Here is a 15,454-nt window from a genome sequence, read left to right as displayed (position 1 = left end):
CATGAGCCCCATCCACACGGAGTCTGCTTTCGGTGACGCCATCGTCGCCGCCATGGTCGAGCGCGGCTGGCGCGAGGCGCGCCCGCAGGACTACCAGACTGATCTCGGCTTGGACGCTGATGAGTTGTTCACCTTCATTGGCGCGACCCAGCCCGACGAGTGGAGTGAGCTTCTCACCGTCTACGGCGGCGACCCGAACGGGGCGCAGCGAGGGTTCGCCGCCCGCCTCGACCAGGCCATCGCCACCAACGGCCTCCTCGATGTCCTCCGCAACGGTGTCAAGGATCGAGGTGTCCTCCTCCGCGTCGCGTACTTCAGACCGAACCTGGTCGCCCACGACTCTGTGCTCGACGGATACCGGGCCAACCGCCTCACCGTCGTCCGCGAACTCGAGTACGCGACGAAGCAGGCCGACTGGGGCAACCGGCTCGACCTCACCCTCTTCCTCAACGGAATCCCGGTCGCCACGGCCGAGTTGAAGAACCCGCTGACCAAGCAGGGGGTGGAGCACGCCAAGGAGCAGTACCGCACCGACCGGGACCCCACCGAGCTGATCTTCACGCGCCGGGTCGTCGCGAACTTCGCCGTGGACCCGGACCTGGTCTTCGTCGCCACCCAGCTCAAGGGCAAGAACACCCGATTCCTGCCCTTCAACACCGGCTCCAACGGTCCCGGTCAGCCGGGCGGCGCCGGGAATCCGGCCCCGACCGCCTTCGGCACGTACGCGACCTCCTACCTGTGGGAGCAGGTCTGGCAGCCGGACAACTGGCTGGACCTGCTCCAGCGGTTCGTGCACCTGCACAAGAGCAAGACGCCCGGTGGCGGGACGACGAAGACGATGGTCTTCCCCCGGTTCCAGCAGTGGGACGCGGTCAAGAAGCTCACGGCGCACGCCGCCACCCATGGCGCTGGCCACGACTACCTGGTCATGGCCTCGGCCGGCTCTGGGAAGTCGAACACCATCGGCTGGCTCGCGCACCGCCTCAGTGACCTGCACACCCCCACCGACCCGTCGGAGCTCGACGCTGAGGCCGTGGCCAAGGGCCTCAAGCCGGGTGTGCCGGTGTTCGACAAGGTCATCGTCATCACCGACCGCCGCAACCTGGACGCCCAGCTCCGTGAAACGGTCGGCAATTTCGAGCAGACCGCGGGCCTCGTCGTGAAGATCGACGAGAAGCACGGGGCGAAGGGCGAGCAGCTCGCCAAGGCCCTCTCCCGCGACACCGGGAAGATCGTCACCGTCACCCTGCATTCCTTCCCCGCACTGCTGGACTACCTCCAGCGCAACCCCACCGATATTCAGGGCAGCCGCTTCGCGATCATCGTGGACGAGGCGCACTCCTCGCAGTCTGGTGACGCCGCCACCGCCGTACGGTCTGCCCTACGTGACCTAGGCCTGGACTCCGACTCGGACGACGCCGGCGCGACCACGGTCAAGGCCGAGGCCGCGACCGTCGACGAGCAGCTCAAGAAGAGGGCCGAGCAGCGTTCCCGCGCCGCGAACCTCTCCTACTTCGCGTTCACCGCCACGCCGAAGGCCAAGACCCTCGAACTCTTTGGCACGCTCCAGGACATCGACGGCAAGGCGACCTACCGGCCCTTCCACACGTACTCGATGCGGCAGGCGATCGAGGAGGGGTTCATCCTCGACCCGCTGCGGAACTACGTCACGTACAACACGTACTGGAAGCTGGTTAACCAGAACCCCGACGAGCGGGAGGTCGACCCGTCGAAGGCGAACGGCCTGCTCGCCCGGTATGCGCTGACCCATGACTCGACGGTCGCTCAGCACGCGCAGGTGATCGTGGAGCACTTCGTGGCGCACAGCCGGGGCCGTCTCGGCGGGCGGGCCAAGTCGATGGTGGTGACCGCATCCCGGCAGTCCGCCGTGCAGATGGCGCGCGCCATCAAGAGCTACATCAAGGACCGGGCTTACGACACCAAGTACCCCGACCTGGGTGTCCTCGTCGCCTTCTCCGGCTCGCTCACCGTCGACGGCGAGGAGACCACCGAGCCGAAGGAGAACGGCGGCCTGTCGGAGAGCGCGCTGCCGAAGGCGTTCGCGTACACGCGCGCCGACGACAAGGCCGCCCGAGCCGGCGGTGCGGGCCAGCGCGAGTACAGGATCCTGGTCGTGGCGGAGAAGTACCAGACCGGGTTCGACCAGCCGCTGCTGACGACGATGTACGTCAACAAGTCGCTGACCGGCATCTCCGCAGTCCAGACCCTGTCCCGGCTGAACCGGACCGCTGAACGCAAGACCCAGGCGGACCTGGCTGTACTGGACTTCGTCAACGACGCGAACGACATACAGGATTCCTTCCGCCCGTACTTCGAGGAGGCGAATACCCTCCCCTCCGACCCCAACCTGCTCTACACCGCTCAGAGCCGGGTCATGCAGGCTGCGATCCTGTCCGGGCAGGAGATGGACGACTTCGCCGCCGCCTACTTCGCCGCCAAGGAGAAGGCCGCCGGTTCACAGTCCAAGTGGGAAAAGCTGCACGCCGAGCTGTACCGCCTGCTCTCACCCGCCGTCGCCCGCTTCACCACGCTGCTCGAAAGCGACGACGAAGACGACCAAGACACCGCGGAGGGCTTCCGCGCCGACCTCAACGACTACGTCAGGAAGTACGGCTTCCTCGCGCAGATCGTCCCCTACCGGGACGCCGAGCTGGAGCGGCTGCACCTGTACGGCCGCTACCTCCTCAACCGGCTGCCGCGCCGCGCGGACGGCGGCGTCGACATAGGCGAGGTCGACCTCAGCCACATGCGGGTGGAGAAGACCGGCGAGTACGACGTCTCCCTCACCTCCGAGGGGCCGACGACGATGCAGGGCTTCGGCGACGGTTCGGGCGGCGCGAAGGAAGCGGAGAAGTCGCTGCTGTCCGAGCTGATCGAGCGGTTCAACGAGAAGTTCGGCACGGACTTCACCGAGCAGGACGTGATCCGGCCGTTCGAGGAAGCCGTCGCCGACCCGAAGGTGCGACTGGCGGCCGTCGCCAACAACGACCCGGAAAACTTCGGGGTGGTCTTCGACGACGTCTTCGAAGACAAGATGGCCGACCACATCGACACCATCGCAGGGCTGGGCCGGCAGTACTTCGGCCCGGACAAGAGCTTCAAGAGCTCGCTCAACCGAAGTGCCCGGCGCGCAGCCTGGCGCATGATCCGTCAGGAAGAGGGCATCGACGACAGCGCGGCGTGACGCTGGGCGGGACCGGGCGGGCGCGGGATGCTGCCCGGCCCGGCCCCGCCTGGACGAGAGGTCATCGCGGCCGTCACACTGGCCGTGCGCCCGGGCGAGGCCATCGGTCTTGGACCGAGGACGCACCGGCGCATGACAGGCGAGGCCCTAGGAGGGGGAGGCGGGGGCGTGCCGTCACAGGTGATCTCCGATCGCTATGAACTCGTGCAGCCGCTCAGCAACGGCGGCATGGGCGATGTGTGGCGCGGCTACGACCGGGTGCTCGACCGCCCCGTAGCCGTCAAACTGGTGCGCCAGGCCGCCATCGCCACGCCCGCCATGGCGGAGGAATTCGCCAAGCGGTTCAAGCGCGAGGCACGCGTCACCGCACGCATCCAGCACCCCGGCGTCCCGCAGGTCTACGACGCCGTGCTCAACGAGTCGCACGAGCGGCTGTACCTGGTGATGGAGCTCGTCGACGGGATTCCCCTCGGCGACTACATCGACCCCCAGCAGCCGCTGCCGATGCCCTGGGCGGCCGCGGTCGCGGCACAGGTGTGCACGGTGCTGTCCCATGCGCACGCCGTGCCGGTCGTGCACCGGGACCTCAAGCCCGCCAACATCCTGGTGGCCGAGGACGGCACGGTGAAGGTCCTCGACTTCGGCATTGCCGCGGTCCTGCGCACGGACGTCACCAGGATCACCGTGACCGGGAGCCCGGTCGGCACCAGCCAGTACATGGCGCCCGAGCAGGTCCAGGGAGGACGGGTCACGCCGCGCAGCGACCTGTACGCGCTCGGCTGCATCCTGCACGAGCTGTGCTGCGGCCGCCCCCTGTTCGACGGGGACAACGCGTACCAGCTGATGCGGCAGCACGTCGAGGCCGCGCCCGTACCGCTGCGCCGGCTGCGGGACGACGTCCCGGAAGCACTGGAAGAGCTCGTCCTCCACCTGCTCCGCAAGCGTCCGGAGCGCCGGCCCGCCGACGCCCAGGAGGTGTACGAGCGGCTGCTGCCGTTCCTGCCCCCTCCCGGCCAGGCCCCGGCGCCGGACGAGGCCGGCCCCGCCGGCACCCCCGACCCCACGGGGGTCTACCGGCAGCCGTACGCGCCCCGCGCCCGCCCCGGGTCCCAGCCGTCTCACATCCCTCCCACCCACGCCGACCTGTCTGCCCCACCGGTGCCCCCGGCGCAGGCCCTCAGGATCCGCGAAGACATCAGGGCAGCACGCGCACAGGCGAACGCCCTGCTCAAGGAGGAGCGGTTCACTCAAGCCGCCGAGGTCCTCAGCGGTGTTGTCGAGCCGGCCGCCCTGACACTCGGTTCCGACAACGGCGAGGTGCTCGAGCTGCGCATGGAACGGGCGGCGGTCCACTTCCTCGGCGGCGACTACCGTCGGGCACTGCCCGAGTTCGACGCACTCGCCGGCGCCTTCTCCCGCACCGCCGGACCCACCAGCGGAGAAGCGCGCTCCTGCCGCGCCCAGGCCGCGCACTGCCGCGCCGAACTGGGCCAGGTCACGGTCGCCCTACAAGAGTTCGAGGCCGTTCTCCGCCAGGTGCGCGCCGTGGACAGCGACGCCAGCGACGAGGCGATCGAACTACGCCGAGCCATCGGCTTCCTGGAGCTGTCCGAGGGACGACTCGTCGAGGCCCGGCGGATGCTCGAACCGCTCCACGACGACATGTGCGTGGTCTACGGCCCCGACGACGAGGAAACCGTGGAGATCGCCGAGGCCCTGGCGCGGATCCACCTCACCCTGGACGGTACCCACGGGGGAGCACCGGAGGCATGACCGTCATGAACCTGCCCCGCGGGCGACTGCGTGCTCAACTTACTGGCAGCGCCTGGTCTCCCTCGCCTGCCACTACCTGACGACCGAGCGGCGGGAACGCTGGGACACGAAAGACGAGGGACAGTATGGAAGCCAAGTCGATGACCCTGCGCGACCTGTTCGGGCCAGACCGGCGTCTCGTCGTGCCAGTCTTCCAGAGACCGTACGTCTGGACGGAGGATAGGAACTGGCGCCCCCTGTGGGAGGACGTCACCGCCCTGGTCCACCGGAAGATGGCAGACGAGGAAGTCCATCCGCACTTCCTTGGCGCTGTAGTGCTGGATCAGATGCTGACGCCCACCGGATCGATGCCCGCCAGGCAGGTCATCGACGGCCAGCAGCGACTGACCACGCTGCAGGTCCTTATCGCCTCAGTTCGCGACGTCGCGCGGGAGCTCGATGTCCAGGACAGGTACGTGCGCGCTCTCGTCAAGCTGACCGCCAACGACGATGACATGACCGACGACCCGCACGCCGCCTACAAGGTGTGGCCTACCAACATCGACCGGGCATCGTTCCGCGCGGTCATGGACGGACAGCTGCGCCGGGCTGTCGACGTGGACGTCCCCGCCAGTCCGGGAGCCTCGGCGGTCGTCCAGGCGTACTGGTTCTTCCGCGACCGCACCGTCGAGTGGGCGCGAGAGCTGAGCTACGAGAACAGACTGGACGAGGGCTTCGATGCCATGGTGCGCGTGCTCCGCGACAAGTTCGAGTTGGTCGTCATCGACCTCAAACCCCAAGACAACGCCCAGGTCATCTTCGAAGCTCTGAACGACCGCGGTACCCCATTGCAGGCCTCCGACCTGGTCAAAAACCTGGTCTTCCAGAAGGCGGAGGAGCAAGGGCTCCCGGTGGAAGAGCTCTACCGAAACCTATGGGCGCAGCTGGAGACGCCAGACTGGCGCAAGGAGGTCCGGCAGGGAAGACTGAAGCGACCGCGGCTGGATGTCTTCCTCATGCAGTACCTGACCAGCGAACTCGCCGAAGAGGTCCTGGCCCCCGAGCTGTTCCTTACCTTCCGCAGGTACGTCGGGGAAGCTGAGACAGGTCTGGTGGACTTGATGCGGCGCCTGGTCGAGCGGGCAGGGGCCTACCGGCGACTGACAGACGAGGAACAGCCAGCCACATTGGAGGGCCGGTTCCTGCGCACGGTCGGAGTCCTGGACGCCAACACCGCCATGCCCGTGCTGCTGTGGCTGGTGACCCGCTTCGACGAGAGTGACCGGGCCGGCGCGATGGCCGCCCTGGACTCCTACCTGGTGCGACGCACCGTATGCCGCCTGACCACGAAGAACTACAACCGGCTCTTCCTGGAGTTGCTCAAGGAACTTAAAGCGAAGGACGACCCGACGGTCGTGACGGATTTCCTGCTTCGGCAGGATGCCGACTCCGGGTTCTGGCCTCGAGATCACGACATTCGCTACGTCTTCCGGTCCCAGCCGTTGTACAAGCAGCTCACCCGCGCGCGGTTGCGGCTGCTGCTGGCTGAGTTGGAGAACGCTCTTTACTCGGGCAAGACCGAGCGACTCGTACATGACGGTGAGCTGACGATCGAGCACCTGCTTCCTCAGACATGGGTGGAACACTGGCCGCTTCCCAATGGCGGAAGCCGCGAAAGCGTCGACGCCCATGAGCGCAGGCAGTCGCTCCTCCACACCATAGGAAACCTGACCCTACTCACCCGCAGACTGAACCCATCGGTTTCCAACTGCGCATGGGAGCACAAGCGCCCCGAAATCCTGTCGCACAGTGCGTTGTCATTGAACCGTTCCCTGCCTGCACAGTGGGACGAGGAGGCCATCCTTGCCCGGGCCGACCACCTTTCCGAGGTGTTCTCCCGGCGGTGGCAGCGCCCCGAGGGAGGCTCATCGGGGCCCTCGGTTGCGGGCTTCCCGGCACCCCGGATGGTGGCGCGGGAGACCATTTCCGCTGATAGGCCAGCGACGGTTAAGGTCCCTCAAGCCCGCCGCGACGTCGCCCTGCACATGCGAGAGGCCTTCGCTGGTCTCCCCGTCGGAACCGTCTTGACGGTGGCGCAGATCGTGGCGATCCGCACCAGCCAATACGAGGCCGGTGAAATCAGCGCGGGTGCCGTGGCCGCTAGGCTCCACACCGACAACGTTCCCGGCATCCGGGCCGTGCCCGGCTCGAGCCCTCTATCCGCACGCAAGATCAACTGAACCGTCCCGTATCCGCGCCGGAGTGTGTGGCGGAACCTCTATGGATGGGCCGGTCCGATCGGCTAGTACTCCAGCCGTAGATCGTGATCTGCCGATCGGGGCTGGTCCCAGGGCTTCGGCACGCGTGAGGGCGCCCGGTTTCGGGCCGGGTGCTTTAGCGCAGTGAGTGACGCTGGTAGCGCGACTCCGGTGGCCCGAAGGTCAGCCCATTCTCGTCGAGGGCGTTGGCGATGGTCAGTTGGCTGTGGGGAAAGCGGAAGCTGACGGCGACTGTTCCCTGGGCCATGTCGCTCCCGGTCCACTCCAGGAGCTCTACGTCCTGGAGGATCTGGCCCTGGAGGGCGCCCAGTTCGGCGCGCATGTCGTGGCGCCACTGGAGATCGAAGTCGGGCCACAGGACCGGCTGGTGGGGGTCCACCGTGTTCCAGGTGATCGAGAGGTCGTCGAACTTTTGGTGGTTGATCTCAACCTGTTCTCCGGTGAAATCGAGCAGGACCGGGCAGTCGGAGAACCACTCGTTGTCCTGAACGTCCCAGACCAGCCAGGCATGGGTCAACGGACGGCCGATGAGCGCACGCAGTTGCTGGCCGTGGCCTGCCACGACCGCGGAGCGACCGTTCAGCCAATCAGGCCGGTAGGTTTCGATCCCGAAGTTGAACACGCCAGGATCCTCTCAGAACCAGAAATCACGCGACTTACGGAGGCTCTGGGGCTGGTCCGGGAATGGGTGCGGCCACCGGTGATCATCGGTGTGTGAAGACAGAAGATCAGACGGTAGCCGCAGGTCACAGCATAGATCCTGCCCGGTGGCAGGACAGGTTCGAGGTCCTGATGGGCCGCATCGCGGGGCGGTTTGCCCGGGTGGAACCGCGGCGCCGGGCGAGGGCGCTGGTGCTCGGTTTGCTGTCGGACCTGCCACGCAAGAATTGCTGGACGCTCGCCGAGTACGCCGGGGACACGACCCCGGACGGCATGCAGCACCTGCTGTCCAGGGCCAGGTGGGACGCCGACGCGGTCCGCGATGACATCCGCGGCTTCGTCGTCGAGCAGCTGCACCACCACGACGCGGTGCTGGTCGTCGATGAGACCGGCGACCTGAAGAAGGGCACCGCCACGGTGGGCGTGCAGCGTCAATACACCGGCACCGCCGGACGCATCGAGAACAGTCAGGTGGCCGTCTACCTCGCCTACTCGACCCCGAGGGGGCACGCGGCGATCGACCGGGAACTGTACGTTCCGCGTTCCTGGGCCCAGGACACGGCCCGCTCCCGTGCGGCCGGGATCCCTGACACCGTCAGCTTCGCCACGAAACCCACGCTCGCCGCACGCATGATCGGCCGTGCGCTGGACGCCGGCGTCCCCGCGTCCTGGGTAGCCGGTGACGAGGTCTACGGAGGCAACCCCCATCTACGGACCGCGCTGGAGGGACGGCAGGTCGGCTATGTCCTCGCCGTCGCCTGCGACCACCAGATCACTACCCGCGCGGGCAAGTTTCGCGCCGACGTCCTGGTCAAGAAGCTGCCGAAGCGAGCCTGGCAGAAGCTCTCCGTCGGCGCCGGAGCGAAAGGGCACCGCTTCTACGACTGGGCCCTGGCCGACATCGCCGACGACCGGCCCGGCCACCGCCATCTACTCGTCCGCCGAAACCGGCGCACCGGAGAACTCGCCTTCTACCGCTGCTACTCGGCGGCAAGAGTGCCGCTGTCCGCCCTTGTGAAAGTGGCAGGACGCAGATGGACAGTCGAGGAGACCTTCCAGTCCAGCAAGGGCCTGGCCGGGCTCGACGAACACCAGGTCAGGCGCTGGACATCCTGGTACCGCTGGGTCACCCTCGCGATGCTCGCCCACGCCTTCCTTGCCGCAGCCACCGCCGACGAACGTGCGCAGGAGCCACCTCCGGACGACCTGGTCCCGCTGACCTGCAACGAGATCCAGCACCTGTTCACCACACTCGTCGCCCAGACCGTCCACACAGTCATCCACAGGCTCCGTTGGTCCGAGTGGCGACGACGCCACCAGGCCCGGGCCCGCGCCTGCCACTACCAGCGGCGGACCGCCCAACAACCCTGAAGATCACGATCTACGGCTGGAGTACTAGGCTACGGGTCTCTCCTTTCGCAGGAGGGGTCTCAGAAACACCCCGCCGGCTCCGTAAGGTTCCGTCGGGGTGTTTCGTTGTCAGAGCGAAGGTTGCCACGAAGCCATCGCCGTCTAATGACGACCACGCCCGCAACCCCATCCGCGAGTACCACGAGCAGGGAGATGCGTCCATGAGCGACGAATCTACTCAGAGCGGCAGTCTGGAGAATTCAATTCGCACGCTCGGCGGCCTGTGGGACACCACCCGCGGCTTGACCGTCCTGCGCGATGCCGGATACACCCCGGACGAGAAGCATGTGCGCAGAACCTACCGGCGCCTCGCCGAAGCCGGCCTGCTGGTCAAGGTGCAGGACCGACCCGTTCAGTACCGCGTCATCGAGCAGTGAGGGCCACGATCGTCATCGAGTAGCGCCTCATCACCACCGACCCGAGACGCAACTACCACCGCCCGGACTGCACCCCCCGGGGTTCCACTCCAGCAGGGCGGTCAACGTGGAGAAGGAGCGAACGACCCACCCGATCCTCTATGTGGCCGAGGTCGAGGCCCGCACCGAACAAGAAGCCCTGCGTGGCAGGAGCAAGCATGGGCACCAACTCGTCGTCAGCGGGATAACCTCTTCCGCGGCACTCAGGCCGTAGGTCCGAACCACACGTCTTCCAAGGTCACGATACGTACGAGACCATTTGGTTTGTCAGACCGCACGGATAATCTGACGGGCGTGTACGACATGACGGACCCGGTCGCCGCCCGGCAAGCAGCGATCGCCGCTGAACGAGAGCGCCTAGCACGAGCACGTGAGCGCCGGGACAGCCAGGAGCCCTCGGGCGTGAGTGGTTTCGTCCAACGCAAATGGCGTTGGCTCGGTGTCGGCGGCAGCGAGGCCGTCGAAGCCGTGCTTGCCATGCTCACTGAAACGGTGGCCGTCGCCGGCATGCCTGAGGCCGAACGGTTGGTGCTCACTCGGGCGCTCGCCGGGGATCCAGACCGCGAGGACTTGCTGCTGGCGGTCCGCACCGGGCTGAGCCACCTGGCGCCGGCGTCGGTCCTCGGCCACATGCGCAACCTCTGGGAAAACGGGGTGCGATGGCTCAACGAGGCAGGCTCGGAACGCTGCCGACTGCTGTGTTCGACCGCGCCCGGCCTAGATCTCGTCAGCAAGCGTTCCCACGCGGTCACAGGCGGCCCCGCCTTCTCCCTCTTCGCGACCGCCGCCACCCGCGGTGCGGTCCCCATACTCAACCGCTTTCTGGACGAACTCCTCACCTGGGCCCCCCTGACCGTCATCGACGACCTGATCGACCACGGTGGCCTGCTGGCCGAGGACGCGCCCTGGAAAGTACGCGGCGACGAGGAACGTCTCTACCTGCGCGCGCGCCTCGCTCCCGAGAAGATCACCAAACAGGAGGCCGGACGGCTCGACTGGCAGGCCTATCTGCGCCGACAGTCCTTCCTGTCGGGTGAGACGCTCACCCGACAGGAACCGGACGACGTCTGGGACCTCCTGTACGACGTCGTCATCGACGGCGACACAGCGGCCGTTGATGCACTCGACGCGGTTCTCCCGCGAGCCCAGCAAATCGAATTGCGTGACCTCAAGTCCGGTGCCCTGTCCGGACAGTGGCCGCCGAGCATGGGCGAGGACCGCGGCCTCTGGCGTCTGATGGCCGCACTGTGGAAACCGCGGGAGCTTGTCGACGCCGGACGCAGTCCTTTCTACGCGCTCGTCGCCGTAAATCGGGCGTACGACCTGATCAAGGCGGGCGAGATGGATGCGGCTGCACGGCAGGCGCACTCCCTGACCCGTGGCGGCAGTGGCCGGAAGGTCCCCGCGGAGTTGGTTCACGAGGGACACGCCATCGCAGCGTACGCAGCCGTGGAACAGAGCGAGCGGGCCGAGTCGGCCGCCGGACGGGACAGACTGCTCGACTCCGCTGAGGAGTACGCCGAGAGGGCCGCCGAGCAGGGTCCTGTCGCCGAACGCAACCTGCGGCTCCTGCGGGCTTGGAGGGGGACGAGGCGGAACCAGCGCGGTCCATTCAGTAACCCCTTCTTCGAGATCGGCCTCGACCACGGTGCTGAGTCGTGGGAGGAACGTTGTAGGGAGATATTCCGCCAGCGCGAGGGCGATGCCAGGGCCCAGTCCGCTCTGAACTGGGCCGAGGAGCGCATCCGTGGGGCGCTGCATGATGAGGCCGGCTGGGACGTCTTCTACCAGTTGCCACTTGACCGGTCGCAGTACGTCATGGCCGCACAGGTGCCGCGGCATCTCGTGCCTCCGGTTGAAGCCTTGCCGCGTCGTTCTCCGGTGACGAGCGGCAACGAACTGGAAGCCATCCGTGTTCGCGCCGCGGTCGAACTCCTCAACGATTTCAGGACCACCGCTCCACGGCTCGACCGTCACAGTTCCACGCAATAACCACACCGGCGTCCATGTCACGACCAACTGCCCGTATCGAACGAAGCAGGCCTGATGCCTCCCAAGAAAAAGACTCCCAAGAGAGAGCGCCCGCACCGTCCGTGCCCCGCTTGCGGACAGACACAACCCGGTGCAAGGGGCTCGGAGGCACCACACAAACCCGGTGGACTGAAGCGCCGTAGAGAACGCAGCTCCGATACTTCGGCCCAGTCGGTGAGCACCAGCGTCGCCGAAGCTCCCGTCTGCCCCGATCCGATCGACGCGATGACAGTGATCAAGGGAGTGACGGAACGCGTACCGAAGGCACTGGAGGCTGCCGGAGCCGACGAGGCGCCCCCGTCCGGGGCGCTTGCTATGGCCGTGCGCAGGGCGGTCCTGGACGAATTCCGTACGCGTGCCCAGTTCGCCGGACGACTCGCCGAGATCGACGCGCTGCTCTGGTCCCGAGCCGGCGACAGCCGCGAAGCTGTCAACGGGGCGATGACGGCGCATCTCCGAGAACTGCGGCTGCTACGAGTGACAGAGCCGGAAGAAAGCGACCGGTTCGTGGTGACCGAAGGCGAGGGAGACGCCTTTGAACTGCTGAGCCCGGCGTACGTCGACGAAATGACAGGGAAAGTCATCCTTGCGGGACAACTGCGGCGTGTTGCCAGCCCCGCGGGCATGAAGTGGGGGGAGGAAGCATGACGGCAGCCGGGATCGACTTCGGGACCACAAACTCCGTTGCCGCCCAATGGAACGGCGAATACATCGAAATCCTGGAGATCGGTGGGCAGGGCCTGGACGCCAACTGGGGGCGCAGGGGCTTCGAACTGCTCTACCCGTCGGTCGTCGGCACGAGCTCCCTGCGGCCGGGCACGCTGTTCGGCTGGGAGGCGAAACTTCGTTCCGAACAGGCCGTCGAGGCGTGTAAGCGGATGCTGCGTGAAGAACCGTTCGTCGATCTAGGCGGCCAACGGTTCGCCGCTACCACCGCCGCAGCCGGCGTCTTCCACGCCATCGCCAGGGCTGCAGAGGAGGAAGCCGCCACCGAGATCCGCGAGGCCGTCATCACCGTACCCGCCAATGCGACCGGTGCGGCACGATTCCGCACGCGGGAGGCTGCCCGGGCCGCCGGGATCAAGGTCCGCACTCTGCTGAACGAACCGACGGCAGCTGCGATCGCCTACGCCCATGCGCTGAAGGTCAATGGCGAGTTCCTGGTCTTCGACTGGGGCGGCGGCACGATGGACGCCACCCTTCTCTTGCACGACGACGGCTTCTTCGACGAGAAGGCAAGCCGAGGTGTCAACCGTCTGGGCGGACTGGAGATCGACGCCCGGCTACGCCGCATGGTTCTCGACCGGGCGCCCGCTCGCGGGCGCTGGAGCGACTCAGAGAAGCGCATGTTCGCCCTCGACATCGAGCGCGCCAAAATCCTGCTCTCCAACCAGGAGTCGGTCGCCGTCCAGACACCTGACGGCGTGCACGTCGAGATTGGGCAGGACGAGTTCTCCGAGGCCATCCAGGACCTCATCACCCGTGCGCTCGACCCGGTTGAGGAATGCCTGATGCAGGCTCGGATGGATCCGAGCAAACTCACTGCGGTACTGATGATCGGTGGCAGCAGCCAGATCCCCGCGGTACGCACCGCCGTCTCCGAGGCGCTCGGCTGCGAACTCGTCGACACCGCAATGTGCAACCCCATGACCGCGGTGGCCGAAGGAGCAGCGATCAGCGCGGCCGCCATGAACGGCGACCTGAAGAGCATCATCCGCGTGGTCAACACCCACGCCCTCGGCACGATCACCACGGACCGCGACGGCAAGCGACGATTCAGCGCCCTCATCGACCGGAACCAGCGACTGCCCCAACAGCGCGTGAAGTCGTACGAGCCGACCAGGGACAACATCTCCCAGCTGACCGTAGAAGTCTGGGAGGGAGACCCAGACCGCGCTGTGGACCACCCGGACAATGTCAAACTGACCGACCTCATCCTGACGTACCCGCGGCATTGCACAGTCGAGGACGGCGTCTTCGACCTGGAGTACACCTACAGCAAAGAAGGTCTGCTGACCGTCAAGGCGACCCTTCAGAAGACCGGGGAACCCGTCCTCGAAGGAGAGGTGAAGGTGTTCGGAGACGGAAACGTCCTGCCGGAGGTGAAGAAGGAACTCGAGCGCCTCCTCGCCCTCGCCCCGTCCGCCCGGCCCGCCTCCACCCCGACCCATCCGCAGCAAGCCAACCCCGCCGTCCAGAGGGGCGGAGTACCCAAGCCTGGCCCGCCGCAGTCCTCAGCCCGATCGGCCCATAAGGGCGTGGCGACTCCCCCGCTCATCGTGGACGGCTCCAACCTCGCCTGGAACGGCCGACCCCCACGTACAGCGGGCGGAAAGCCCAGTTTCGCGGCGCTGGAGGCGGCTATCCGGTCATTGCGGCTCAAGCACCCCCACCGTGACATTCACGTGGTGGTCGACGCCACTCTGCGCCACGACGTGTCTGTCGACGAGCGCCCCAGGGTGGAAGCTGCCATTGCCGGCGGAGAGGTCGTGCAGCCCCCCGCCGGGACCGAAGGCCGTGGCGACGCGCTGGTGATCAGCATTGCCGAGGAGGTCGGCGGGGTCATCGTCTCCAATGACAACTTTGCACCGTTCCAGAAGGCGAACCCATGGCTCCTGGAGGCGGGGCGGGTCCTAGGGGCCACTCACTCCCAGGGAGTGTGGGTCTTCAACCGGCGTGTACCGAATCCGGCAGCGGCCGCTCGGCCGAGGTGACGCGCTCGAGGTAGCGAGGCGCGGACTGTGACACTCGCTACGGGGGTTCACCAGTCCGGGCCAAGACAGCGAATTGCGCTATGTCAGCCCGAGGGGGGGGAAGGCCCACCGCAGACCGCCTACACGATGCCGATCACACGAAGACGCCACAACAAATGATCAGGGGGAGCACGTGGAGGAACAGGACATCAAGGCGGTCGTCATAGCCGCCAAGAGGCTGGACATCATCCGGTGCGGACCGGAGTCCGGGCTGAAGCGGTGGGCTCATCTTTCACTGTGCGTGCTCGACGCCGTCTTTTCGATCAACGCCCATTACTCAGGCGTCGTGAACGTGTGCCGCAGATACGCCGACCATGTGGGCCTTGAGCACCGGCTGTACCCGCGCGGCACCGAGCACCCCGGTGGTGAGGAGCCGCTGTCCCTGTTCGCGCAGTGTGCTGCGGACATGGACGCCCTGGCCGCCGTCCTCGACAACCGTGGACGCACGTCTCCGAGGGGCGGGATCCTTAAGGCCGAGGCGGCCATGGAATACGCGCGGATCCTCGTGGACCACGGCGTGAATCTCCTCATCGACGTCGAGAAGCTGCTGGCCGACGAAAATCGCCTCGCCAAGGTTGAGAAGGCGCTGGCCCAGGTGCCGGGCCATGGCGCCCACGGGGTCCGGCTCAGCTACCTATGGATGCTTGCTGGCGACAACACGGGCATCAAGCCGGACCGTATGGTCCTGAACTGGCTCGCCCACGTTTTGAAGCGTCCGATGCGCGTGCCTGAGGCCCGCACACTGCTGACTGCTGCAGCGCAGATCATCAGCTGCACTCCCTGGGAACTGGATCACGCCATCTGGCTCAACCAGCGCAGCACGGGAAAGTAGTTCACTTCCTGGAGTCGCGGTTCCTCCCCCTCAAGACAAAGCCGCCGCGGCGGCCCCGGCGGCATGCCCTGGATCGAGCTGTGCGATCAGACCGTGGCGCAGAGGCCTCACGGGAG

The 15,454-nt window shown here is 66.8% G+C and carries 10 protein-coding genes; 9 read left to right on the top strand and 1 reads right to left on the bottom strand.

Annotated elements, in window-relative coordinates; all coding sequences use genetic code 11:
* Window position 1 precedes the first annotated feature (1 nt).
* The 3 genes from PV342_RS12365 to PV342_RS12355 all read left to right on the top strand — a co-directional run bounded on the left by PV342_RS12365 (window position 2) and on the right by PV342_RS12355 (window position 7,197).
* Window positions 2-3,205 carry a type I restriction endonuclease subunit R gene (locus PV342_RS12365; protein WP_500316965.1) on the top strand — a complete coding sequence of 1,068 codons (3,204 nt, stop codon included), beginning with the start codon at window positions 2-4 and terminating at the stop codon, window positions 3,203-3,205.
* A 168-nt stretch (window positions 3,206-3,373) separates the two neighbouring features.
* Window positions 3,374-4,978 (top strand): serine/threonine-protein kinase, encoded by a 1,605-nt coding sequence (locus PV342_RS12360; RefSeq protein WP_500316963.1) that lies wholly within the window; start codon window positions 3,374-3,376, stop codon window positions 4,976-4,978.
* A gap of 125 nt (window positions 4,979-5,103) precedes the next feature.
* Window positions 5,104-7,197, top strand: coding sequence for a DUF262 domain-containing protein (locus tag PV342_RS12355; protein ID WP_500316961.1), 2,094 nt, complete (start codon window positions 5,104-5,106; stop codon window positions 7,195-7,197).
* Window positions 7,198-7,351: 154 nt separating this feature from the next.
* Here PV342_RS12355 and PV342_RS12350 read toward each other — a convergent pair whose 3' ends face one another.
* Window positions 7,352-7,858: a hypothetical protein gene (locus tag PV342_RS12350; RefSeq protein ID WP_365224240.1), complete on the bottom strand. Its 507-nt coding sequence runs from the start codon at window positions 7,856-7,858 to the stop codon at window positions 7,352-7,354.
* A 170-nt stretch (window positions 7,859-8,028) separates the two neighbouring features.
* Between PV342_RS12350 and PV342_RS12345 the strand changes: the two genes are divergently transcribed.
* The 6 genes from PV342_RS12345 to PV342_RS12320 all read left to right on the top strand — a co-directional run bounded on the left by PV342_RS12345 (window position 8,029) and on the right by PV342_RS12320 (window position 15,338).
* Entirely contained in the window at window positions 8,029-9,267 is a 1,239-nt protein-coding gene (locus tag PV342_RS12345) for an IS701 family transposase (RefSeq protein WP_500316959.1), read from the top strand.
* A gap of 200 nt (window positions 9,268-9,467) precedes the next feature.
* On the top strand, window positions 9,468-9,683 hold the full coding sequence (locus PV342_RS12340; protein WP_500316957.1) for a hypothetical protein: 216 nt from the start codon (window positions 9,468-9,470) through the stop codon (window positions 9,681-9,683).
* A 342-nt stretch (window positions 9,684-10,025) separates the two neighbouring features.
* Window positions 10,026-11,714, top strand: coding sequence for a hypothetical protein (locus PV342_RS12335; protein ID WP_500317154.1), 1,689 nt, complete (start codon window positions 10,026-10,028; stop codon window positions 11,712-11,714).
* Window positions 11,715-11,927: 213 nt separating this feature from the next.
* Complete coding sequence (locus PV342_RS12330; RefSeq protein WP_500316955.1) at window positions 11,928-12,401, top strand: hypothetical protein; 474 nt, start codon at window positions 11,928-11,930, stop codon at window positions 12,399-12,401.
* Complete coding sequence (locus PV342_RS12325; RefSeq protein ID WP_500316953.1) at window positions 12,398-14,467, top strand: Hsp70 family protein; 2,070 nt, start codon at window positions 12,398-12,400, stop codon at window positions 14,465-14,467. Before PV342_RS12330 ends, PV342_RS12325 begins: the two co-directional genes overlap by 4 nt.
* Before the next feature lie 172 nt (window positions 14,468-14,639).
* The gene (locus tag PV342_RS12320) at window positions 14,640-15,338 is read left to right on the top strand and encodes a DUF8548 family protein (RefSeq protein WP_500316951.1); all 699 of its coding nucleotides are present in this window, start codon (window positions 14,640-14,642) and stop codon (window positions 15,336-15,338) included.
* Window positions 15,339-15,454: the final 116 nt, after the last annotated feature.

The sequence above is a fragment of the Streptomyces sp. PA03-3a genome (assembly GCF_033792735.1).
Classification (GTDB): Bacteria; Actinomycetota; Actinomycetes; order Streptomycetales; family Streptomycetaceae; genus Actinacidiphila.
Note: the sequence above shows the minus strand (reverse complement) of the source record. Positions and strands in the feature narration are given on the sequence as shown.

Bases quoted from the DNA above. Each gene is read 5' to 3' on its own strand.
- PV342_RS12355 (WP_500316961.1), top strand. From the start codon at position 5,104: ATGGAAGCCAAGTCGATGACCCTGCGCGACCTGTTCGGGCCAGACCGG.
- PV342_RS12345 (WP_500316959.1), top strand. From the start codon at position 8,029: ATGGGCCGCATCGCGGGGCGGTTTGCCCGGGTGGAACCGCGGCGCCGG.
- PV342_RS12335 (WP_500317154.1), top strand. From the start codon at position 10,026: ATGACGGACCCGGTCGCCGCCCGGCAAGCAGCGATCGCCGCTGAACGA.
- PV342_RS12325 (WP_500316953.1), top strand. From the start codon at position 12,398: ATGACGGCAGCCGGGATCGACTTCGGGACCACAAACTCCGTTGCCGCC.
- PV342_RS12365 (WP_500316965.1), top strand. From the start codon at position 2: ATGAGCCCCATCCACACGGAGTCTGCTTTCGGTGACGCCATCGTCGCC.
- PV342_RS12340 (WP_500316957.1), top strand. From the start codon at position 9,468: ATGAGCGACGAATCTACTCAGAGCGGCAGTCTGGAGAATTCAATTCGC.